Source organism: Leeuwenhoekiella blandensis MED217 (genome assembly GCF_000152985.1).
Taxonomy (GTDB): Bacteria; Bacteroidota; Bacteroidia; order Flavobacteriales; family Flavobacteriaceae; genus Leeuwenhoekiella; species Leeuwenhoekiella blandensis.
The window spans coordinates 510,725-531,871 of record NZ_CH672395.1; the positions used below are offsets into that span (position 1 = coordinate 510,725).

Here is a 21,147-nt window from a genome sequence, read left to right on the forward strand (position 1 = left end):
TGATGATTGATGAATATCAAATGTCGCGATTAAAAGATTACGCACAAAAGAAATCGTTAAGTGCTAAAACGCTGAAATAGTGAAAAGTATTGCGATAAAAAAACGCATCATAAAGAATGATGCGTTTTTTGATAAAATTTGAGGTCTTGCAAAAGCTTTACTCGATAATCCAGCTCTAATTCTGGACTTACTTCGAGGTGGTTTTTTATTTATCCTTGATGATCAATACATAACTGCCCTTGCTAGAATTAAGTAAGATATCGTACTGCTCTTTCTTCTTCATAAGTTCTCGGGCTTTTTCAGCCGAAATCTTTTTGTTGTTGTAGTAAATATTGTCTTTAGCTAAACGTACCATTTCTTCAGGAGCAGGTGGTGGTGGAGGTGGCAGTAATTCTGAATCAGCGCCTTCCTTTTTCAACTGAAAGCCATTGATATGAAAATCCTGAATTTCTTTGTAGGCTTTATGTGCTTGACTTTCAGCCACGCCTTTGGGTAAATTAAAAATAACGCCGCGTCTTTTTTCTGTGGTGTTTTGAACCCAGTCTTGAAAATTCTTTTCAATGAATGTTTTAAGCGCTGTAATTGTGGTTGCTTTTCCTTCTACCTCAATAGCTTTGGTGTTAGACAGCTTAATATTCAATAGGTTGTAGTTGTTTTCAGTAAATGATTCAGGTTTTACTGGAGCCGGTGGTGGTGGCGGTGGTGGCAGCGTCTGTGCTGTTGGAGGAGTTGGCGCCGGAGGCGGTGCAGGGATTGAACTTGCTTTTGGTGGTGCCGGAGCCGGTGGAGGTGGCGGTGGTATCAATCTTTTTGGATTGGCTTTATAAAGCGCTTTGGTTTCAAAATAAAGCGCTGTGGTTTCAAAAGCTTCTTGTAATCCTTTCCAAACACCTTTGTCGGGGTTCGAACTTCTCACATGGATGTTGAAGTTTTTCTTTTCGTTTAGCGTCCAGTTTTTACTCAAAGCATCAAGGTCTTTAGCAAAATTTTCAACAGAAGTTTCCTCGTCGTTAAGCCATACTCGTGATCCTGCAACCGTAAGTTTTAGTACTTTTTCTTCTTGCGCGCTATCGCTAATGCGCTGTTTAATTGAAGCGGTTTGGCCAATTGCAATTATCGGGTTGTTCTTTTTTTGCTCCTGAGCCGTCGTCGTAATCACCTTTAAAATTCCTCGTTGACGAAATAGCTCTTTTACATCGGTCATAATACCCATCGGAAGATTTTCATCAACTTTTAATCGAAGTGTGATATCTTCCGGTTGCGTGTTTTTAAGAATTGTTTTTAATATAGTTTCAATCTTTGCATCTAAATCTTCTACAGCTACTTGAGCATTGTTGAAATAGATATTTTGGTTTTTATCGATGGCTACATCAATAACGTGAACGATTCCGCTCTCTTTTCCATTTACACTGGCTTGAGCCATTCTGTAAGAATCATTGTATTCTTCTAAGGTTTGATTGTAATTTTTAATCTCTTTTTTAGAAGCGTTGTGTGGAATTGGAAAAGGTTCAGCAATAATATCTATTTTTTTGACACCATAAGCTTCTAGTGCGTCGGTGATAAGGCTAACTGTTTTTGTCTTTGTGATTGGTGGGATGAAAATTGAAGAGATAATATTCTTTTTACGTTCATTTTTAGAAAAACTCATATTGTGGAGCGCTAATTCTGAATCTAAGTTTTCAAAGCTTGTTGGTGAGCCATTGACGTATAAGTTTCTTTCTTGATCAAGAAAAACTTCTATGTTTTCAAATACGGTTTTTACTTCATTTTGAACTCCTATAGGCTTTGCCACAATTTCCTGATTAAAGAAATAAATACAACAAGCGAGTACGGGCACAAAGAGTGCAAGACGGGTGGCCAGCTTTTTGACCGAGCGGGTTTTTGATAACATAAGAATTCGTTTTTTAGTTAATGAATAATTGATCGGGCTACTTAACGCAGTGTGATGAGCACCTCCCGAATAGTTAAATAAAAGATTGGTATAGTTAGTAATGTTGTTTTCTTGTTGTAATGCGGCTTGATCTGCCAAGAATTCGTGATTGAGCGCTACACTTTTCTTAAGTAAGATCAAAAGTGGGTTGAACCAAAAAACCACCTGTAAGAATTCGATAAAAAGGATATCCCAACTGTGTTTTTGAATTACGTGCGCTTGTTCGTGCTGCAAAACTTCGGCAGGAAGGGCGTTATTTTTAAAGTCGGTCTTGGGTAGAAAAATATACTTGAGAAACGAGTGCGGAATCACGTGTTCTACCAGCAACACATTGATGTGTGAAGTCGCTTTTACGTGTTCGTTATGGCGCACTTTTTCGCGTAAGTGTAACAGATTGCGTAAAAACCGGAAACCAAATAGTAGAACGCCAGCACCGTAAATTATGCCTGAACTAATGAGTAGCCAATTTGTAGATTCAGCTACTGGCTTAGCAACCGGAGCATCTTTAAATTCGGCTGGTGCCATAAAGTTCTCTGTGTTCACGGGCTGTGGAGCAACTTCAACCGTATAAGAAAACGTAATCAAGGGTAATGCAAGTGCGATTGCCAGGCTTCCCAGTAAATAGAAGCGTTTAAATTGATGAGCTGCAGTTTGCTCTAGAGCGATTTTGTAAAAGCCCCAAAGAACCAACAAGCACAAAATGGATTTGATGAGGTAGGCAGTCATTACTTTTGAGATTTTAGGCGTTCATCAATCAATTTTTTGAGCTCCTCCAATTCTTTCTGACTCAGGTCGGTTTCTTGCGTAAAGAACGAAGCAAACTGCGCAGCCGAATCATTAAAGAAGTTTTTGATCATTCCGTTCACTTGTTTTGAGAAATAACTGTTCTTCTTTACTAACGGAAAGTATTCTCGTGATCTCCCGTACTGCACATAGTCTACAAAACCTTTATCCTGCATACGTTTGAGTAAGGTTGCAATTGTAGTTGTGGCTGGTTTGGGTTCGGGATACGCATCGATGAGGTCTTTCATAAATGCTTTTTCTAGTTTCCACAAAATTTGCATCAATTGTTCTTCGGCATTAGAAAGGCTCATAGTTCTATGTTTTTAGAATGTATTCTACAAATGTAGAAATAAATTTCAATTCTACAAGTGTAGAGTTAAATATTTTATTGAATACTAGAACATTTGCTTCTGTGATTTACAGAAAATTAAGAAGTGGCGGGCGGTCTAATTGGAAGCGGAAGGCTTTTCATTTCAATCCCTAACGCTGAAGATTTAACGATTAAAAGGATATTCATTAATCCAGTGAAAGCCACGATTAGGTAAGCGCATTTCGTTAAGATCTTTAGCTTTCATTTTAATCTTCAGTGTGTCGCGACCTAATGTTCCTTCTATAGTTAAGCGATCTGCTTCTTTAGAAAAGGAGAAGTTATTGTACTGTTCATAATCATACTCGTAGATTGATAGTTTTGATTGACTGGTGTCGATTTCCAGATTGAGCCATTTGACCTCATCATCCATATACATTACACTGCATCGATCCTTATAATCAATAACCAGATAACGCCAGCGTTGCTCGTTAGTAAGCAAAGGTGCAACGAGACTGTCGTTTATATGCATGGTTTCTACCTCCCAGATTCCGTATAGTGGTGGTTTTGCTCGTTTGTCCCCATATTCGCGCTCACCAGAGTAGCCTTGCCAGACTGAGATACCAATAAACAGAAACAGGGCTGTAAGCTTTAGACCTCTTTTAATCTTTTCGTAAATCCTGTTTTTTACAGGATTGTATTCTACTATACGGGCTGTAGATTGATTGCTAAAGAATAATCTGTAAAGTCTTTTCCAATCAGTAGCAGCCAGTACCAAAGCCATCGCCAAGAGATGCATAGAAAGTAGTTTTACCGGGATGTCATAAGTAAAGTTCATCACGACGACGTGGCTCATCACTCCGGCAACAAGCAAAGCTCCTAAGGTTGTGGTTCTACGCCATATCAATAGCAATCCGCCCAAGACTTCGAGCATTCCTGTGTACATATTATACGCTTCGCTAAAACCCATATAGGTCCAGGCCAATCCCATAGGTGAAAAGCTTCCTAAGGGCTGTAATAAACGGATGAGTGAAGGTTCGGGAAACTGAGTTTTATATACTTTGGCAAAACCATAGCTCAATAGCATCATAGCCAAGAATAAACGCAAAACCACCAGAAACCAATAAAACAGCGTGTTGTAAGATGTTCGTTTTCGGTCAACTACCGTCCATATTATTACACCCAATAGCGTGAGAACAAAATTCACAAACAACAGCACATACGCATAGGTCGAGTCGCCGCTACCGGTGGCAAAAAAATGTAATTCTTTTTCAATACCAAGGATGAGATGTCCTGCTAAACGCACCAGCGGTTCTGCAGGCTGAGACAAAAATTGCAACAGAATATAGAGTGCGAAATACAGAAACAGAAAACGGAAAACGATTTTTTCTGCAGCAGTCCAATGTGGATGATATGCTCTGGAGAAGTTCATAAACAGAAGATTTGATCGATGTTGGCTTAAGTTAGTACTTTCCTAAATACAGTACTTTTTTTCGCCTGTTGCAAAAAGGCAGATTTTCTAATAAGACTATCTTTACAGGCTAAACAAAAAACCATGAGCTTAGAGCAAGACTTAAGAGACCGCAGCGGTAACGTATGTGAATTGAGTGGAAGCACCGAAGATCTCGATATATATGCAGTTCCTAACTCGCCAGATTTACCCGAGGCAGAAACCCATATTTTTATTTCAGAAACCTGTCGCAAGCAATTAGAAGATAAGGCAACCGCAGATCCTAATCATTGGCGCTGTTTAAACGATAGTATGTGGAGCACGGTGCCTGCGGTTCAAGTTGTAGCCTATCGTATGCTGCATCACCTCAAAGCAGAAGGCTGGCCGCAAGATTTGCTAGATATGATGTATATGGAAGAAGAGGTTAAAGCCTGGGCAAAAGCCGGGATTTCTGAAGAAACAGAAACTAAAGGTTTGGTGCATCGTGACAGTAACGGTGTTGTTTTAGAAGCAGGCGATTCTGTGGTACTGATTAAAGATCTTAAGGTGAAAGGCAGCAGTATGGTGGCTAAACAAGGTACTGCGGTACGCCGAATTTCTCTAGATCACGAGAATGAAAAATATATTGAAGGCAAAGTAGACGGGCAGCAAATCGTTCTGGTAACCGACTATGTGAAGAAGATTTAGCACTTCCTTTAGTTTATTATAACATCAGATTGGGAACGAATGTTTTTGATTATCAATAACTTGAGATCAACTAACTAATTTCCAAAATGATGAGTAATAAAAAAGAAAAATTAGCCCGCGCGGGTATGGTGGCAAAAGGTGCGGTTTATGCCATAATAGGAACATTAACCGCAATGGCCGCTTTTAATTTAGGCGGTACCAAAAGTGGAAAAGATAATGCATTGCAGTTTCTTGCAGGTCAACCCTTTGGTCAGGTTTTATTAGGTGCTTTAGCCATAGGTTTATTTGGCTATGCCTTTTACCGTTTTTATGAGGCGATCAATGGGCCGGGGGAGTCTTGGAGTGAAGCTAAAGGTTTTGTGAAACGTGCCGGTTTTATCGTAAGCGGAATTTTCTACGGAGCTTTAGGGTTTACAGCAGCAAAAATGGTTGTTTCCGGCAGTTCAGGTTCTGGTGGTAATTCGGCGGTTTCTACCTTGATGTCTAAACCTTACGGAGCATACTTGGTAGGCTTTGTAGCGGTTTGCCTTTTAGGAAAAGCCGTATTTCAAGTCTATAAAGCGTATTCCGGAAAATTTAGAGAAGACGTTAAAGAAAGTAGCCTTGATCAAAAGGAGCGTGAAGCACTTATACGTGCAGGGAAAATTGGATTTACCTCTCGCGGAATCGTTTCCGGAATCTTGGCATTTCTATTTTTCAAAGTAGCTTTAGGTAATGGTGCAGATGCCGGCGGAAAAGTTGCTGCTTTTGAATTTTTACAAGATAATTTTGGTGCAGCCGTAATGGGTATTGTAGCACTTGGTCTTGTCGCTTACGCCGTGTTTATGTTTATTCAGGCTAAGTATGCGCAGATCAGAATTTAGAATTCCAGGTTCAAAAGTGAACTTTTAAAATTAAAAAACCCGTTCAGCTTCAAGTTGAACGGGTTTTTTGTGGGTTGTATTGAATCTTATTACTCTGCAGTTTTAAGCTTGGTAAACTCGTGGTAAAAATGCGGAATCGTTTCAATGCCTTTAAAGAAATTCCATACGCCAAAATGCTCATTAGGCGAGTGAATTGCATCGCTATCCAGACCAAAGCCCATCAAAATGGTTTTGCTATTGAGTTCGCGCTCAAATAACGAAACGATAGGAATACTCCCGCCGCTGCGTTGCGGAATAGGCGTTTTGCCAAAAGTTTTTTCATACGCCTTTTCAGCAGCCTGATAGCCTATGCTGTCTATTGGGGTTACATAAGCCTGGCCGCCGTGATGCGGTTTAACCTTTACACGCACCCCTTTTGGCGCAATGCTCTCAAAATGGGTTTTGAAAAGTTGGGTGATCTCTTTCCAGTCCTGATCGGGAACCAGACGCATGCTTATTTTTGCATACGCTTTACTGGCGATTACAGTTTTTGCACCTTCGCCAATATAACCGCCCCAAATACCATTTACATCGAGGGTAGGTCTGATGCTGTTACGTTCATTGGTGGAGTAGCCGGCTTCCCCATAAACCGAATCAATATCGAGCGCTTTCTGATAGTTTTCTAGCGAAAAAGGAGCTTCAGCCATTTTTGCACGCTCTTCGGTACTTAGTTCTTCAACCTTGTCGTAAAATCCGGGAATGGTAATGTGGTTGTTCTCGTCGTGAAGCGACGCGATCATTTTGGTCAAAATATTTATAGGATTTGCCACCGCACCGCCGTAAAGTCCGCTATGTAAATCGCGGTTAGGCCCGGTAACTTCAACCTCCACATAGCTGAGTCCGCGTAGACCGGTGGTGATACTTGGTGTATCTTTAGCGATCATTCCGGTGTCTGAAATTAGAATTACATCGTTGGCTAGTTTTTCCTGATTGCGGGCAATAAACCAACCCAAGTTTTCGCTACCTACTTCTTCTTCGCCTTCGATCATAAACTTGACGTTACACGGCAGGTCGTCGTTTTGCGTCATATATTCTAAAGCTTTGACGTGCATATACATCTGGCCTTTATCATCACAGGCGCCACGCGCAAAAATAGCTCCGTCGGGATGCAGCTCTGTTTTTTTGATTACGGGTTCAAAAGGAGCGCTGTCCCACAAGTCTAATGGATCTGGCGGTTGCACGTCATAATGCCCGTAAACCAAAACGGTAGGTAGGTTTTTATCTTTAATAAGCTCCCCAAAGACAATTGGATAGCCTGGAGTTTTACAAATTTCTACAAGCTCACAACCCGCTTCTTTAAGGCGTTCTGCTACTGCGTCTGCAGTGTTGAACACCTCCTTTTTATAGGCTTTATCTGCGCTAATAGAAGGGATTTTGAGAAGTGTTATAAGTTCGTCGAGAAAACGTTTTTGATGTTTATCTACGTAAGTTTTTATGTCTTTCATATGTTTTATGTGCTTGTTTGCAAAAATACAGAATGGCTAAGGAATGATTTCCTAACAAATCTACAAAGCTTTATAAGGTCTCGAAGGTTGCTGAATAAGAGACTGCTAAAAATTATATGAGTAAAGCATTAAAATTTATTTCAAAAATGATTTTCATATTCAAAATCTTTCCTATATTTGCACTCGCATTTTTAGAGATAAGGATGCAAGTTTTTAACGGGAGTCCTAAGTACGTTAAAAATAGTATGCAGGCGTGGTGGAATTGGTAGACACGCTAGACTTAGGATTTAACCTAAGAAAAAGTGTTAAAATATTTAAAATGCGGATGTGGTGGAACTGGTAGACACGTCAGACTTAGGATCTGATGCCGCGAGGTGTGCAGGTTCGATTCCTGTCATCCGCACAAAAGCCGAAGAGAAATCTTCGGCTTTTTCATTTTAAAAAATGGGATTTTCTTCACGATTTTTGACCTTGGGTACAACATAGGTACAACATTTTACCTTTTTTCAGAACTGAATTGGCTTTAGTACTATATCCATTCATTTGATAACAAATCCTATTTTCTGTATTGAGGATTAATAAATTTTAGGTTATCTCAACCTCTGTTCTTCGTTTGAGGGGTTTATTATCATACAATATACACGCAAGGTAAACTCGTAAAATACTTCCATCAAAAGACTACGGCATAAAGCCAACGCTTCTTCCCCTACTCATTTATTCCGTTTCCTTTTGAGCCAAGATTTTATCTTCCGTTTGGTTTCTGCTCAAATATTGTTTAATCAAAAATTTGAGTATTATGACAACAAAAGCGAGTACCAAAATGAAGCGCAGTAGAGCGAAATCTACTGCCAAGAAAGAAGTAAACGGAAAGAAATCCGAAGTACTTCAAATTCAGAACTTACCATTGGGTAAAATCAAGCCTGACCTTGAACAGCCCAGAAAAACTTTTAATGATGATGCCTTGCAGCAGCTTTCTGAGAGTATCGAAAAGCACGGTGTGTTGCAGCCAATCACGGTAAGGCAACTAAATGGCCATTACATCATCGTGATGGGCGAACGCCGATATCGCGCAAGCAAGCTGGCAGGAAAGAAGACTGTGCCCTGTATCGTGAGGACTTATGAGACCAATGATATTCTGGAAGTTCAAATCATCGAAAATCTGCAAAGACAAGATGTTGAACCTACCGAAGAAGCTGAGGCGATTGCTTACCTAAGTGAAAAATATGCACCTACTGAAATTGCGAAGCGATTGGGTAGAACGGATAACTTCATCAGACAGCGACTTAAACTGGCTGGACTGATTGATGGTTTCAAACAATTTGTACGCAATGGCGAAATGACCATATCATTGGGTGTAGGTGTAGCGCTCTTTGAACCGGAACAACAGCAGATGATGCTGGAAACGATGGGCGAGGATTTCAGTGCCCATCAAATCAACAGAATGATTAAGGACCAGACCTATGATTTAGAAAAGGCATCTTTTGATGTGGCCGATAAAAAATTGGTCCCGAAAGCTGGGTCTTGTGTTGAATGTCCGTTTAATGCAGCTAATCAAGGTAATCTGTTCGGCGATGGTAAAATGGTCTGTACAAAAGCAGCCTGTTTTGAAACTAAGAAAAGTAAATCGTTCTTAAACCTGATTGAAAAGTCCAAGAAAGAGAATATCTTTTTAATCCCTGAAATACGACAGTATTGGGCAGATGACGAAAACAATCAGCTCATAATATCACAATTAGAAAAGAAGGGATTGAAAGTTTATCTACTGGATGATGTTGAAATTATAGAGCATCCGATTGAGCCAACAATCCAGGATATTAAGATAGAATATCAACACTATGATTATTCTGAAGAACAATTGAAAGCTGAACTTGAAGAAGCAAAACAGGACTATGATGAAGAATTTGTGAAATATAATTCAGCGAAAGAAAATGGATTTGTCAATGGCATTTTGTTCCATCCTGAAACGTACAGGAATAAAGAAGTCTTCATAAAAATTGTTGAAAAAACAAAAGATGAATCAACAGATTATTCGGCACCATTGGCCAACAGAAAAATGGCAGATTGTACGCCTGAAGAACAAATCATTAAAATCAACGAAAGAGAAATCCGCAAGAATCAAATAGAAAACAACAACCAGTTTGAAGAAGTTGTGCAGATGATTCGTGAAACAAAATACATTAATACGAAGAAGACACTTTCAATGGATGAAATGGTCGCATTCTCGATATCGCTCTTTGAAAATAATGTGGACTATATGAGTCAACAAAAGTATTTTTCAAAGTTCTTGGGCGACACTTCAAAGATGACTAAAGTTGAAATGGTCGAAAATTTCAAGAAGAAGTTCAAAAAGGAAATCTTTCACAAGTTGATACGCTATATGCTCACAAAGCAAGTGCATTTTGGCGAAAGCAATCACGTCAATAATCTGACGAACATTTCATTCTACAACGCAATGCAAGGATACTACAAATCTAAGATTGCCAGCATTGAAAAAGAATATGCCGATAAACGAAGCAAGCGTGAAGCACGTTTGAAAGAGCGCATCACAGTTCTTGAAAAGCAAATTCAGGAACTCAACGAGTAGCTTTTGTTGTTTGAAGAAGGGTCGGCATTCGTGCTGGCCCTTTTTCTTTTTTATGATAGTGTTTTAAAAGTATTTACAAGGAAGGGGTTATCAATCAATAGTTAGCGCAAAGGTAAACTCGTAAAATACACCCATCAAAAGACTACGGCATAAAGCCAACGCAACATCCTACGCTTATTTATTCCGTTTCCTTTTGAGCTGAGATTTTAGCTTCCGTTTGGGTACTGCTCAAATATTGTTTAATCAAAATATATCATTATGAAACGAGCATCTAAAAAACCTAAAATTTCGCTACAAGAGGCTGAAAAGCATTATCAGTCGAGTAGTGAAAATTATGACATTGATAGTGGCGAAAGTCACTTGGCTTATTACAGGGATAAGCATCCCAACTATTACCGAGTATTATCAGAAAATGTTTAATCTAAATTCAAAAGCTATGTATTTACAAAATTTGCAACAGGATGAAATTTTCGTACCATCAGAAATGAAATCCTTAAAAAGTCTGACACAGATGGAATCCCGAAGAGGGCTTGAAAATGCCATTATCTCTAATGGCAAAATCGTCAATGTGGTCTCGAACAGCTATGGCCATATTCCAAACCAACTTTTCTTCAAGAAAGCTGAAGAAATGCTGACCGATGCACAGCTGAACTTCCACAAACGCACCATCAACAAAAATGACAGGTCGTTCATTACCGACTTTATCATCGACGACAAAAGCCAGTTTACCGTCAAGAACGATAAGGATTTGATACTACCGATGCTTCGGTTCAAGAACTCTTATGACGGAAGTGAAAAGACCTCTGGACACTTCGGGTTTTATAGAGAAGTGTGTTCAAATGGTCTGCACGTTTCTCTGGCAGAAATCGAGTTTTCTATCAAGCATAGCAAGAATAATACACACCTCATTATGCCAAGGTTGAACAATCTATTCGATAAATTTCTGGACAATGAATTCTATACCATTACCAAGAAATTCGATAAGATGAAGGAATTTAAAATCATCGATACACAGGAATTTGTAAAGGCGATTCTCGACAGAACGAAATTGTTCAGATACGAGTGTAGCGACAAGAATAGCGACCCTTCAAAAAAGTCTCGTGAGGTCATAGAAATCTTGAACTACGAAGCCTTGCTACTGAATGAAGAACCAAATCTGTGGTTAGGTTACAATGCATTCAATTCAGTACTTCATAACGTTTTGAAGAAAAGCTTCGGCCAACAAGAACGGTTAGATAAAAAGCTGTTTGATGAAGTCTATGCTATGGCATAAAGTTAATATAGGTTTGTCCAGTACCTCAAACTGGATTTTTTCTGCCTTACCATTTTGCAACACAGTTGCACCAAAATATTTTTATCTTTGCATTGTGAAAGTTGTAGCAATCATTTTATCGTTTTATTTCTTGGCACTCAATGTAGTGCCTTGTAGCGATGCAGCAAATAGTGCCGATGATACCCAAGTTGTTACGGTAATAGATATTGATGGCGACCACGACCAAGACTGTGAGTTATGCTCGCCTTTCTGTCAATGTCATTGCTGCCACGTTCATACCATAAATTTTGGACTTGCTGCTTTTGAGCCGCTACAGCCTGCTATTCCTCAAGAATTCTTTGTCCATTTTGATGACCTTGGCAAAGATATTCCCCATTCCCTTTTTCAGCCACCACAGGCATAATTCAGTTTTTTTAAAGGATAATTATATCCTTTTTTGACCAAATCCTGGTTCTCATACTAGATCCTTGGTCCTATTGATAGATTTTGTTAGGCACAAAATTATTATCAAGAATTTTAACTGAATTAAATTTTTATTTATATGATTAATAAGATAATCGCATTTTCCATTAATAATAAATTTATTATTGGACTACTTACCTTAGCGCTGATAGGGACGGGTATTTGGTCCATGATGACCGTCAACCTGGGATCGGTGCCAGATATTACTAACAATCAGGTTCAGGTGATCACCCAGTCGCCAAATCTTGCCACAGAAGATATTGAACAATTTGTAACCTATCCCGTAGAACTATCTATGGGTAATTTACCAGGCGTTACAGAAATAAGATCTATCTCACGCTTTGGCCTTTCCGTAGTTACTATCGTTTTTGAAGACGATATGGGAACCTATCTTCCTCGACAGCTGGTACAGGAAAAACTAAACGAACTGGGCGAATCTATCCCTGAAAAATTTGGAAGTCCATCTATGGGTCCCATCTCTACTGGTTTAGGTCAAATCTATGAATACACTATAAAGCCAGAGGAGGGTTTTGAAAACAAGTATTCGCCTATGGAACTGCGCACCGTGCAAGATTGGGTTATCAAACGACAACTCACATTACTGGAAGGCGTGGTAGAGGTCAACTCTTATGGAGGCAGTATTAAACAGTACGAGGTCACTGTCAACCCAGATAAGTTGAATAGTTTGGGTATTAGTATTTCACAAGTGTATGAGGCTCTCGCTCGGAACAATGTGAATACAGGCGGTGCTTACATAGAAAAAAATAAAATGTCAAATTTCATAAGAGGTGAAGGTCTTATTCGCTCTTTGGAAGACATTAAAGATATTTCGATTATTAACGAGGGCAACATTCCCGTAACTATTGGAGATGTTGCAACACGCGTCCATTTTGGGAATCAGGTACGTTATGGTGCTTTTACGCAAGACGGTAAGGAAGCCGTGGGAGGAATAATAATGATGCTAAAAGGTTCAAACCCTAATGCGGTTATTCAAAATGTTAAGAATCGTATGGCAGAAATTGAAAAATCCCTGCCAGAAGGTCTCACTATCGCCCCTATCATTGATCGTAGTGAGCTAATTGCCAGAACGACCGATACCGTTAAAACCAATTTACTGGAAGGCGCCCTAATCGTGATATTTGCCCTTGTTTTATTGTTGGGTAGTTTAAGAGGTGGCATCATAACGGCCACGACCATACCGTTGTCCTTGCTTTTTGCCTTTATATTAATGAAGCAATTTAATGTATGGGCAAACTTAATGAGCTTGGGAGCTATAGACTTTGGGATTATTATAGATGGTGCCGTGATTATTATAGAAGGAACGGTGTATGAGATCCAAAAACGGATTAGGTCTGGAAAGCTAAAATTCAATCAAGGCGTAATGGATAAAGTAGCCTATGATGCCGGAACCACGATGATGGGTTCCGCATTTTTTGGACAGATTATAATTCTTATTGTATTCACGCCTATACTTTTTCTTACGGGGGTAGAAGGTAAAATGTTTAAGCCGATGGCGTACACTTTCGGTTTTGCCATGATAGGTGCTATTTTCTTATGCCTTACCTATGTCCCTATGATGTCTGCCCTATTTATGAAACCCATTCAGAATAAAAAGAACTGGTTTGGAAGGTTTGAACGCTGGCTGGAAAGGATAAGTGATAAGATAATTGGTGGAATACAAAGGGTATATATGCCTTTACTGAAAGGGGCATTAAAACTGAAGCTCATTGTTGTAGGTGCTGCTGCTGTTCTACTTGTATTAGCCGGTTTCCTTTTTTCCAGAATGGGAGGAGAATTTGTGCCTCAATTAGATGAAGGGGATATCGCGATGCAGGCTTTAATGAGACCAGGAAGTTCATTAACAGAGTCTATTGATGTTTCAAAAAAAATAGAGAATATCCTTTTAGAAAATTTTCCTGAAATTAAAACGGCAACAGCAAGAATTGGAGTGGCCGACATCCCAACAGATCCCATGCCGATGGATATAGCAGATATGTACCTGATTCTTGAAAAAGATAAGGATAAATGGACAACTGCTGAAACTAAAGAAGGACTTATAGCGCAGATCAAGGAAAAACTCAATAAAGAACTTACTGGGGTAAACCTTGTGTTTACGCAACCTGTAGAATTAAGGTTCAACGAATTATTAGAAGGGGTTAGAGAAGATATTGCGGTTAAACTATATGGAGAGGACCTGGGGGTGTTGTCGGAAAAGGTACAGGAAATGGCCAGTATTATCCAAACCGTGCCTGGTGCAGGAGACGTAAACGCGGAGCGAACATCAGGCCTCCCACAAATGACCGTTAAATTTAACCGTGATAAAATTGCCCAATATGGTCTGGATATTCAGAAAGTCAATGATTATATAAGTACTGCTTTTGCTGGAGGAACTGCTGGGGTCATCTTTGAAGGTGAAAAACGATTTGATCTGGTAGTAAGATTTGATGAAGATCATAGAAAGAATATTGATGATTTGCGTGGTATGTATATCGATCTTCCAGACGGAACTCAGGTGCCTATAAAAGAAATAGCAGATATTGAGTATGTTCCGGGGCCTATGCAAATTTCAAGAGATGATACCTACAGAAGAACCTATGTGGGTGTAAACGCCCGGGGAAGGGATGTAGAGTCTGTGGTGAACGACATTCAGCAAAAATTAGATGAGGAATTAGAATTGCCACCAGGTTATTATATTACTTATGGAGGGGAGTTCGAAAACCTTCAGAGTGCCAAAGACCGATTAGTGATTGTGGTACCGATAGCCTTATTCCTGATTTTCGTGCTTCTATATTTTGCCTTAAAATCTTTTTCCCAATCTATCATGATCTATATGGCGATACCATTGGCTGCTATCGGAGGTGTTTTTGCCCTTTGGTTAAGAGGTATGCCATTTAGCATTTCCGCAGGTGTAGGCTTCATTGTTCTGTTTGGTGTTGCAGTTTTAAACGGACTGGTACTAATAAATAGATTCAATTCTTTAAAAGAAGAAGGAGTAACCAGTCTAAGAGATAGAATTTTTACAGGAACCAAAGAACGAATACGACCTATTATGTTAACAGCAACAACAGATATTTTCGGTTTTTTACCAATGGCATTTTCCACATCTGCCGGTGCAGAAGTTCAACAACCACTTGCTACAGTTGTTATAGGTGGTATGCTTACGGCTACCTTGCTTACGCTGGTGGTTCTTCCTGTCCTTTATACATTTGTAGAGAAGAGACGGGAGAAAAAGGAACAGAACAAGCTTGGTTCTTCCAATTCACGATCTTTAGCCACAATTTTGATAATTGGATTGATGTTAGGCGGAACCTTTTCCGTAAATGCACAATCTGATGCAATGTCATCTGAATATTCACAACAGGATTCTTTACAAACTATTAGTTTGGAAGAGGCTAAAGAAATGGCAATCCAAAACTTTCCGCAATTAAAAGCTGCTCAACTTGAAATTGAAAGTGAGGAAGTATTGCGTAAAACCGCCTATGATTTTGGAAATACCCAAATCTTTACAGGAAAAGAAGAAGTAGGAAATGGCTCTGATGGGGTCTATACCCAAATTGGCGTCCAACAGCAAGGCATTGATATTTTTGGAATTGCCCCCCGGTTAAAATTGCAGAAAGAAAGGGTTGCCCTTGCTGAAAGTGCCTTAGAGTTATCTACTATTGAAATTGAACGTGAAGTAAGCAGGGCCTGGGCCTCGGTTTATACAACTAAAAGGACATTCCAGGTTTATAGAAAAATGGATTCAATTTTTGAAGATATTGAAAGGGCTGCAAGAATCAGGTATGAAACAGAGGCCACCTCCAAATTGGAATATCTTGCTACCTCCAACCAGGCGAACGAGGTTAAAATACAGCTGGAACAATCGTACCGAGATTACCTGAAATCAATACAGCGTTTAAACCTATGGTTCGTTAGTGACACAATCTATGATGTACCAGATTTGCCTGTTGAAACTTTAGACGAACCTTTAAACTTTCTGGTAGAGTCGCTTGAAAATCATCCGTTGCTACAGGTTTCGGAACAAAGGATAGATGTTGCCAAAGCGGTTACCAGAGAACGAAAATCTGAATTTTTGCCCAAATTTCAGGGTCAGTACGGTAGGCAGGAAATAGCCGGGCAATCGGGTTTCTTCCAATATCAAATAGGAATTCAAATTCCGCTGTTTTTTGGGCCGGAATTAGGCCGTACACAGGAAGCACAAGTAAATAGACAGATTGCAGAGCAAAACTTTTATCAGGATAAAATCGAACTGGAAACCGCCTATAAAAATATGCGTGAAGACTACATCAAATGGAGAAACTCATGGAATTATTATAGGGATGAAGCACTTCCGCTGGCCAAAGAGCAACAAGGTGGATCAGTGCTGGCCTTTAAGGAAGGCGCTATCGATTATGTGACATTTCTCCAAAATATAAGAGATGCCATTAGAATCGAGGTAAATGCCTGGAGTGCTTTTAACGATTATCTCGACAGCCGCTACCAACTGGAATATTACCTTAAGAATTCAAATTAAAAATTAAAATAAGAAAATCGATATGAATACAAGATCAATAAATATTCTAATGCTTGCCTTAACGCTCAGCATATTCTTTGGATGTAAAGAAAATCCTGCGGCAGGGGAAGATGCTTCCAGTGAAACTGCAACTACTAATACCGAAGAAGGTGAAAATCACGGTGAGGAAGGAGATGAAGAACACGGTGAAGAAGAAGGTGGGATGCGTTCGGTACATCTTTCAGAAATGAAATTCAATAGTCTGGGGATTAAAGTAGATACCTTGCCTAAAAAAGCTTTGTCGGGTATTGTGGAAGCCAATGGCCAGTTAGAAGTGCCGCCACAATATGAAGCTACCGTTACGGCAATTTTAGGCGGTAATATAACTTCTATAAAGGTTATTGAGGGGGATAAGGTAAATAAAGGTCAGGTGTTGGCTTATCTTTCTCACCCAAATTTAACCAGAATGCAGTCTGATTATATTAATGCATATAGTAGGATGCAATTTTTGGAAAAGGAATTTGAAAGACAGAAACGTTTATATGAAGCAGAGGTAGGATCTGGAAAATCTTTTCAACAAACCCAATCAGATTACCAGTCTGTACAAGGTGAAGTGCGGGGGTACGAATCGCAATTGCGCCAGTTAAACCTAAATGCTTCCCAGGTTAGAGACGGTGAATTATATGAATATATTCCGGTAGTAAGCCCAATTGGAGGTTATATTGAAAAAGTACTGGTACAGGTAGGACAATATGTAGACCCTCAGACCAGTATGTTTATGGTAGTTGATACTGAACATGTTCATGCCGATCTAATGGTTTTTGAAAAAGATATTTATAAGGTGAAAGAAGGCCAAAAGATTGCGTTTACACTGGAATCGGTTCCAGGTAGTAATTTAACCGGGGAAATTTATTCAGTGGGGAAACAATTTGAACAAAACCCCAAAGCGGTACATGTGCATGCAGAAATCGATAATAAAGAAGATTTTCTAATTCCGGGGATGTATATAAACGGAAAAATCAGGACCGGTGAAGAAGCTGTTCCTGCCTTACCGGAAGAAGCAATAATTGAAGAAGAAGGAAATCCCTACATCTTTACGGCCCAAAAACACCAGGAAGATGGTGAAACCGAATGGGAATTGAAACCAGTGCAGGTTAGAACGGGAATAAATGAAGATGGTTGGGTTGAAATTAAACTGCTGGAGCCTCTGCCTGAAGGTACGTTGGTTGCCTATAATAATGCCTATTATCTGGTTTCTGAAATGCAGAAAAGCCAGACTTCCCATGGTCATTAAATTAAAAAAATTAGATGGATGGACTCTCTGTTAAATGTTTGTCTTAATTAAAATTCCAGAGGGTTCATCCTTAATACTAAAATTAATATTACAGCAATGAAAGAAATAAAAGCATTTATAAAACCGAAACGAGTTCAAAATGTAATTGAAGCTCTTAGTGAAAGCGGATTTAAAAGTATGACCCTTTCCCAGGGAGAAGGAACGGGGGCTTTTAAAGCAAAAGGCGCATCACCTTCTTTAGATTTCCGTGTAACAGACAGTCCGGTGGTAAAGTTAGAACTGGTATGTCAAAACGAAGAAGCACAATCAGCAATAGATATTATCCTTGAGAATGCAAAAACAACTGAACCCGGTGACGGAATAATTTATCTTTCCGATATTGAAGATGCCTTCCAGATAAAAACCGGGGAATCCATAAAGCGTTACGATCCCTAAATACTTTTATAGCAAATGGAAAAAATAGTAAAAAAGTTGGAAAGCAAAGGCATCCGCCCTACGGCAATGCGCCTGATGACCTATAGACGGCTGGCACAACTGAATGTGGCCGTTAGCTTAGGCGACCTTGGAAAGGATTTCGAAAGCTCGGAAAGGAGTACGCTTTTCCGTACTATGAAGACATTTGAAGAAAAAGGAATCGTGCATCAAATTGAGGATGGCACCGGCATCATTAAATATGCCCTGTGCGAAGACAATTGTGAATGCGAGGTTGGCAACGACCTTCACTTACATTTTCATTGCAATAGTTGCGGGGAAACCGTGTGCCTTACAGAGCACAAAATCCCTCAGATAAACCTGCCCGAAGGCTATGTGGCAGAGGATATCAATCTGGTGGCCAAGGGAGTCTGTGAGAAATGTAGCAATGACTTGGATTAAGTTTTTTGATTTAAAAAATTGGAACAATGATGAAAATTTATAAGAAAGAAAGCAAGGTATATATGGTAGCTCAAAATAGATTGGATGCTACCGATTATGACAATTTGATATCTCAATTAAAAAACCATATACAGGCAAACCATAAAGTGTACTGGTATATTGAAATGGAAAATTTTGAGGGGTGGACCGCAAGTGCGTATTGGAAGGGCATTGAACTGAAACTTCCGAATGAAGAACGCGTTAAAAAGGTTGCATTGGTGGGAAATACAAAATGGAAGGAACAGTTTACGGAAGTTTTGATTCCCTTTACAAGGACACATATTAAATTCTTTAGCCCTGAAGAAAAAGATTTGGCCAAGGAATGGATGGAGAAAGGAAATCATTAAAAAAGTTAAATAAATTTAAACAGAAAGATTATGATGGACGACTGATATTTTGGGGGAATGCACTGGATATGGTGGGGGCTTTGGATAATCCTTATCTTTTGGATATTCTTAATTCCTTATCCCACCCCGGGACAAAACAGACGGAAGGATAAGGCTATGGAAGCCCTGAGAGATCGATACGCCCGGCACGAGATAAGCGATGAGGAATTTGAACAAAAGAAGAAAGTCCTTCAGGATAAGAAGAAGTAGTTATAAGGCACAGGCATCGAAAGCGATGGCACCTATGGTATATAAAAGAAGGTAAAAATGAAAAAACGGAAAGTATTTGTTTTTATATTCATTGGATTAGCCCTTGGCTTATTTATAATACAGCCCCTGGCTATTTCACTCCACATGTATGACATGCAGGGAGATAATGGCGAATGGTGGAAATCTCTGCTTGCTTCATATCAGCAGGAATTTAGAGTATGGGATTTGGATCAAGCCATAATCAAATTGCTATTTGGACTGCTGGGCATTGCCTTGTCGCTTATGTTTATGGTCAGGCAAAGAATATTTCAATTGACCGGAAGAAAAGATAAGCTGGAGGAGATCAGAGAGCTGATTGCGGCAGGAGAAAACCAGCAAGTAGAATTTAAATCTACCTTGAGATGGGATTTGAGGCAGTTTAAACCGAATAAGGCTTTGGAAGACGTAATAGCAAAAACAATTGCCGGGTTTATGAACACCCAAGGAGGGCATTTAATTATCGGAATTGATGATGAAGGTAGTATTCTGGGGCTGGAACAGGATTATGGTACTTTAAAAAAACCTGGCAAGGACGGGTTTGAGCAATATATAATGCAATTGGTGTCCCTCAAGTTGGGTACCCATTTTTGCACTTTGGTTAAAGTGTCTTTTCACCAATTTGAAGAAAAGGATATCTGTTATGTAAGGGTTCACAAATCACAAAAACCTGTGTATTTGAATTTGGGCGATCGTTCGCATTTCTTTATCAGAACAGGGAACGGAACCCGCGAGTTGGATATGCCCGAGGCGTTGGAATATATGGAAACATACTTAAACTAAACAATATGGGATTTTTAAAACATTTATTAAGAGGAAATTATGGTCATCATTCCAACAAGCATCAACGTAAAAATAATGACCCAAGATTTAATGAACCCAAGGTTGTTGTGAGATGTACAAAATGCGGCAAAGACAATCCTGAAAATGCTTCTTTTTGTCAACATTATGGCGAGCCTTTAGGTAAAGTAAAATGCATAAGTTGTCAAGAACCAATACCTATGGATGCAAAATTTTGTTCTAAATGTGGCAATGAAGTATAGTTTACATTATGAGAATAAGCAAACAACTTATTGAACGGACTTAAATAATTTTTAAATATGCTCTTAAATAAGCGGATATCAATTTTTGACTTCTTGAAAACCATAAAATTTGACCTGATATTTATCGGTAGTTATTCAATTCTGGTTGGCTATATAGACCAATATGGTTTTTTGTCAAAAATCTCTATTCCAATTGCAATAACCGGCGTTTTTGGTACTGCGGTGGCTCTACTTTTGGGTTTTCGAACCAATCAAGCCTATGAACGGTGGTGGGAAGCCCGTATTATTTGGGGGGCTATTGTCAATGATTCCAGAACACTGGTCAGGCAGTGTGTGTCTTTTTTTGCAAGGGATCAAGGAGGCTATCAAAAGATGGTGAAAGAGATGACCGATCGTCAGGTAATCTGGTGCTATGCCCTAGGGGAATCGTTGAGGAAACTACCCTTTTCCACTCGGGTTAAGGTATACTCAGAATCCTATGGGATTAAAGCATTTAATATTCCTAATGCTTTATTGTCACAACACTCTGAAACTTTGTTAAAGGCAAAAGAAATTGGTATGGTCAATGATTTTCAGCAGGTACAGATAGACAGTACTATAGCCAGGTTATGTGATTCAATGGGCAAATGCGAACGTATAAAAAATACTGTCTTCCCCAAAGCACACAGCTTATTGATTCATTTGATCATCTACGTTTTTGCTACAATGTTGCCTTTTGGATTGGACGATAAAAATATAGCAGTTGAAATCGCTATAACATTTATTATACCAGTCATTTTCATTGCCATTGAAAAAACATCCATACTCATGCAGGATCCCTTTGAAAACGACCCTTTGGATACACCCATGACTGATTTGGCCGAAACGATAGAAATAAACATTAAACAAATGATAGGTGAAACAGATGTTCCTGTAAAGAAAGAGCCAACAGATTATTATATTTTATAATAC

Annotated in this window: 19 protein-coding genes and 1 tRNA gene; 16 read left to right on the forward strand and 4 right to left on the reverse strand. The window is 39.3% G+C overall.

Annotation, left to right across the window (positions count from 1 at the left end):
• Positions 1 to 205: 205 nt before the first annotated feature.
• From MED217_RS18415 to MED217_RS02220, 3 genes are all read right to left on the reverse strand, one after another.
• A complete protein-coding gene (locus tag MED217_RS18415) occupies positions 206 to 2,656 on the reverse strand; it encodes a M56 family metallopeptidase (protein ID WP_009778844.1) in 2,451 nt (816 codons plus the stop codon).
• On the reverse strand, positions 2,656 to 3,024 hold the full coding sequence (locus tag MED217_RS02215; protein WP_009778845.1) for a BlaI/MecI/CopY family transcriptional regulator: 369 nt from the start codon (positions 3,022 to 3,024) through the stop codon (positions 2,656 to 2,658). The genes MED217_RS18415 and MED217_RS02215 overlap by 1 nt, the downstream gene beginning before the upstream one ends.
• 183 nt (positions 3,025 to 3,207) lie before the next feature.
• Entirely contained in the window at positions 3,208 to 4,452 is a 1,245-nt protein-coding gene (locus MED217_RS02220) for a DoxX family protein (RefSeq protein ID WP_009778846.1), read from the reverse strand.
• A gap of 123 nt (positions 4,453 to 4,575) precedes the next feature.
• Here MED217_RS02220 and MED217_RS02225 point away from each other — a divergent pair, with 123 nt between their 5' ends.
• On the forward strand, positions 4,576 to 5,157 hold the full coding sequence (locus tag MED217_RS02225; protein WP_009778847.1) for a PhnA domain-containing protein: 582 nt from the start codon (positions 4,576 to 4,578) through the stop codon (positions 5,155 to 5,157).
• Positions 5,158 to 5,243: 86 nt separating this feature from the next.
• The gene (locus MED217_RS02230) at positions 5,244 to 6,020 is read left to right on the forward strand and encodes a DUF1206 domain-containing protein (protein WP_230199228.1); all 777 of its coding nucleotides are present in this window, start codon (positions 5,244 to 5,246) and stop codon (positions 6,018 to 6,020) included.
• Positions 6,021 to 6,109: 89 nt separating this feature from the next.
• Here the strand turns inward: MED217_RS02230 and MED217_RS02235 are convergent, their stop codons facing one another.
• Complete coding sequence (locus tag MED217_RS02235; RefSeq protein ID WP_009778849.1) at positions 6,110 to 7,504, reverse strand: dipeptidase; 1,395 nt, start codon at positions 7,502 to 7,504, stop codon at positions 6,110 to 6,112.
• 321 nt (positions 7,505 to 7,825) lie between these two features.
• On the opposite strand from MED217_RS02235, the gene MED217_RS02240 reads away from it, so the two are divergent.
• The 14 genes from MED217_RS02240 (at position 7,826) to MED217_RS02300 (ending at position 21,144) form a co-directional block, all read left to right on the forward strand.
• A tRNA-Leu gene (locus MED217_RS02240) sits at positions 7,826 to 7,907 on the forward strand.
• A gap of 393 nt (positions 7,908 to 8,300) precedes the next feature.
• Positions 8,301 to 10,088: a ParB/RepB/Spo0J family partition protein gene (locus tag MED217_RS02245; protein ID WP_009778851.1), complete on the forward strand. Its 1,788-nt coding sequence runs from the start codon at positions 8,301 to 8,303 to the stop codon at positions 10,086 to 10,088.
• Positions 10,089 to 10,346: 258 nt separating this feature from the next.
• Positions 10,347 to 10,508 (forward strand): hypothetical protein, encoded by a 162-nt coding sequence (locus MED217_RS18985; protein WP_154648891.1) that lies wholly within the window; start codon positions 10,347 to 10,349, stop codon positions 10,506 to 10,508.
• Between the two features lie 16 nt (positions 10,509 to 10,524).
• Entirely contained in the window at positions 10,525 to 11,361 is an 837-nt protein-coding gene (locus MED217_RS02250) for a DUF932 domain-containing protein (protein WP_040533146.1), read from the forward strand.
• A complete protein-coding gene (locus tag MED217_RS02255) occupies positions 11,339 to 11,764 on the forward strand; it encodes a DUF6660 family protein (protein ID WP_009778853.1) in 426 nt (141 codons plus the stop codon). The genes MED217_RS02250 and MED217_RS02255 overlap by 23 nt, the downstream gene beginning before the upstream one ends.
• A gap of 138 nt (positions 11,765 to 11,902) precedes the next feature.
• The gene (locus MED217_RS02260; RefSeq protein ID WP_009778854.1) at positions 11,903 to 16,336 is read left to right on the forward strand and encodes a CusA/CzcA family heavy metal efflux RND transporter; all 4,434 of its coding nucleotides are present in this window, start codon (positions 11,903 to 11,905) and stop codon (positions 16,334 to 16,336) included.
• 22 nt (positions 16,337 to 16,358) lie between these two features.
• Positions 16,359 to 17,609: an efflux RND transporter periplasmic adaptor subunit gene (locus MED217_RS02265; protein WP_008613764.1), complete on the forward strand. Its 1,251-nt coding sequence runs from the start codon at positions 16,359 to 16,361 to the stop codon at positions 17,607 to 17,609.
• Positions 17,610 to 17,705: 96 nt separating this feature from the next.
• Positions 17,706 to 18,044: a P-II family nitrogen regulator gene (locus MED217_RS02270; RefSeq protein WP_009778856.1), complete on the forward strand. Its 339-nt coding sequence runs from the start codon at positions 17,706 to 17,708 to the stop codon at positions 18,042 to 18,044.
• Positions 18,045 to 18,059: 15 nt separating this feature from the next.
• The gene (locus tag MED217_RS02275) at positions 18,060 to 18,482 is read left to right on the forward strand and encodes a Fur family transcriptional regulator (RefSeq protein WP_008613756.1); all 423 of its coding nucleotides are present in this window, start codon (positions 18,060 to 18,062) and stop codon (positions 18,480 to 18,482) included.
• 26 nt (positions 18,483 to 18,508) lie between these two features.
• The gene (locus MED217_RS02280; protein ID WP_009778857.1) at positions 18,509 to 18,868 is read left to right on the forward strand and encodes a SpoIIAA family protein; all 360 of its coding nucleotides are present in this window, start codon (positions 18,509 to 18,511) and stop codon (positions 18,866 to 18,868) included.
• A 57-nt stretch (positions 18,869 to 18,925) separates the two neighbouring features.
• Positions 18,926 to 19,117 carry an SHOCT domain-containing protein gene (locus MED217_RS02285; RefSeq protein ID WP_009778858.1) on the forward strand — a complete coding sequence of 64 codons (192 nt, stop codon included), beginning with the start codon at positions 18,926 to 18,928 and terminating at the stop codon, positions 19,115 to 19,117.
• Positions 19,118 to 19,174: 57 nt separating this feature from the next.
• A complete protein-coding gene (locus tag MED217_RS02290) occupies positions 19,175 to 19,936 on the forward strand; it encodes an AlbA family DNA-binding domain-containing protein (protein ID WP_009778859.1) in 762 nt (253 codons plus the stop codon).
• Between the two features lie 5 nt (positions 19,937 to 19,941).
• Positions 19,942 to 20,196: a zinc ribbon domain-containing protein gene (locus MED217_RS02295; RefSeq protein ID WP_008613749.1), complete on the forward strand. Its 255-nt coding sequence runs from the start codon at positions 19,942 to 19,944 to the stop codon at positions 20,194 to 20,196.
• 57 nt (positions 20,197 to 20,253) lie between these two features.
• Positions 20,254 to 21,144 carry a bestrophin family protein gene (locus MED217_RS02300; RefSeq protein ID WP_009778860.1) on the forward strand — a complete coding sequence of 297 codons (891 nt, stop codon included), beginning with the start codon at positions 20,254 to 20,256 and terminating at the stop codon, positions 21,142 to 21,144.
• The last annotated feature ends 3 nt before the right edge of the window (positions 21,145 to 21,147 follow it).

Excerpts from the sequence above, each read along its gene's own strand:
- MED217_RS18415 (WP_009778844.1), bottom strand. The coding sequence starts at position 2,656 with ATGACTGCCTACCTCATCAAATCCATTTTGTGCTTGTTGGTTCTTTGG.
- MED217_RS02215 (WP_009778845.1), bottom strand. The coding sequence starts at position 3,024 with ATGAGCCTTTCTAATGCCGAAGAACAATTGATGCAAATTTTGTGGAAA.
- MED217_RS02220 (WP_009778846.1), bottom strand. The coding sequence starts at position 4,452 with ATGAACTTCTCCAGAGCATATCATCCACATTGGACTGCTGCAGAAAAA.
- MED217_RS02225 (WP_009778847.1), top strand. The coding sequence starts at position 4,576 with ATGAGCTTAGAGCAAGACTTAAGAGACCGCAGCGGTAACGTATGTGAA.
- MED217_RS02230 (WP_230199228.1), top strand. The coding sequence starts at position 5,244 with ATGATGAGTAATAAAAAAGAAAAATTAGCCCGCGCGGGTATGGTGGCA.
- MED217_RS02235 (WP_009778849.1), bottom strand. The coding sequence starts at position 7,504 with ATGAAAGACATAAAAACTTACGTAGATAAACATCAAAAACGTTTTCTC.
- MED217_RS02245 (WP_009778851.1), top strand. The coding sequence starts at position 8,301 with ATGACAACAAAAGCGAGTACCAAAATGAAGCGCAGTAGAGCGAAATCT.
- MED217_RS18985 (WP_154648891.1), top strand. The coding sequence starts at position 10,347 with ATGAAACGAGCATCTAAAAAACCTAAAATTTCGCTACAAGAGGCTGAA.
- MED217_RS02250 (WP_040533146.1), top strand. The coding sequence starts at position 10,525 with ATGTATTTACAAAATTTGCAACAGGATGAAATTTTCGTACCATCAGAA.
- MED217_RS02255 (WP_009778853.1), top strand. The coding sequence starts at position 11,339 with ATGAAGTCTATGCTATGGCATAAAGTTAATATAGGTTTGTCCAGTACC.
- MED217_RS02260 (WP_009778854.1), top strand. The coding sequence starts at position 11,903 with ATGATTAATAAGATAATCGCATTTTCCATTAATAATAAATTTATTATT.
- MED217_RS02265 (WP_008613764.1), top strand. The coding sequence starts at position 16,359 with ATGAATACAAGATCAATAAATATTCTAATGCTTGCCTTAACGCTCAGC.
- MED217_RS02270 (WP_009778856.1), top strand. The coding sequence starts at position 17,706 with ATGAAAGAAATAAAAGCATTTATAAAACCGAAACGAGTTCAAAATGTA.
- MED217_RS02275 (WP_008613756.1), top strand. The coding sequence starts at position 18,060 with ATGGAAAAAATAGTAAAAAAGTTGGAAAGCAAAGGCATCCGCCCTACG.
- MED217_RS02280 (WP_009778857.1), top strand. The coding sequence starts at position 18,509 with ATGATGAAAATTTATAAGAAAGAAAGCAAGGTATATATGGTAGCTCAA.
- MED217_RS02285 (WP_009778858.1), top strand. The coding sequence starts at position 18,926 with ATGCACTGGATATGGTGGGGGCTTTGGATAATCCTTATCTTTTGGATA.
- MED217_RS02290 (WP_009778859.1), top strand. The coding sequence starts at position 19,175 with ATGAAAAAACGGAAAGTATTTGTTTTTATATTCATTGGATTAGCCCTT.
- MED217_RS02295 (WP_008613749.1), top strand. The coding sequence starts at position 19,942 with ATGGGATTTTTAAAACATTTATTAAGAGGAAATTATGGTCATCATTCC.
- MED217_RS02300 (WP_009778860.1), top strand. The coding sequence starts at position 20,254 with ATGCTCTTAAATAAGCGGATATCAATTTTTGACTTCTTGAAAACCATA.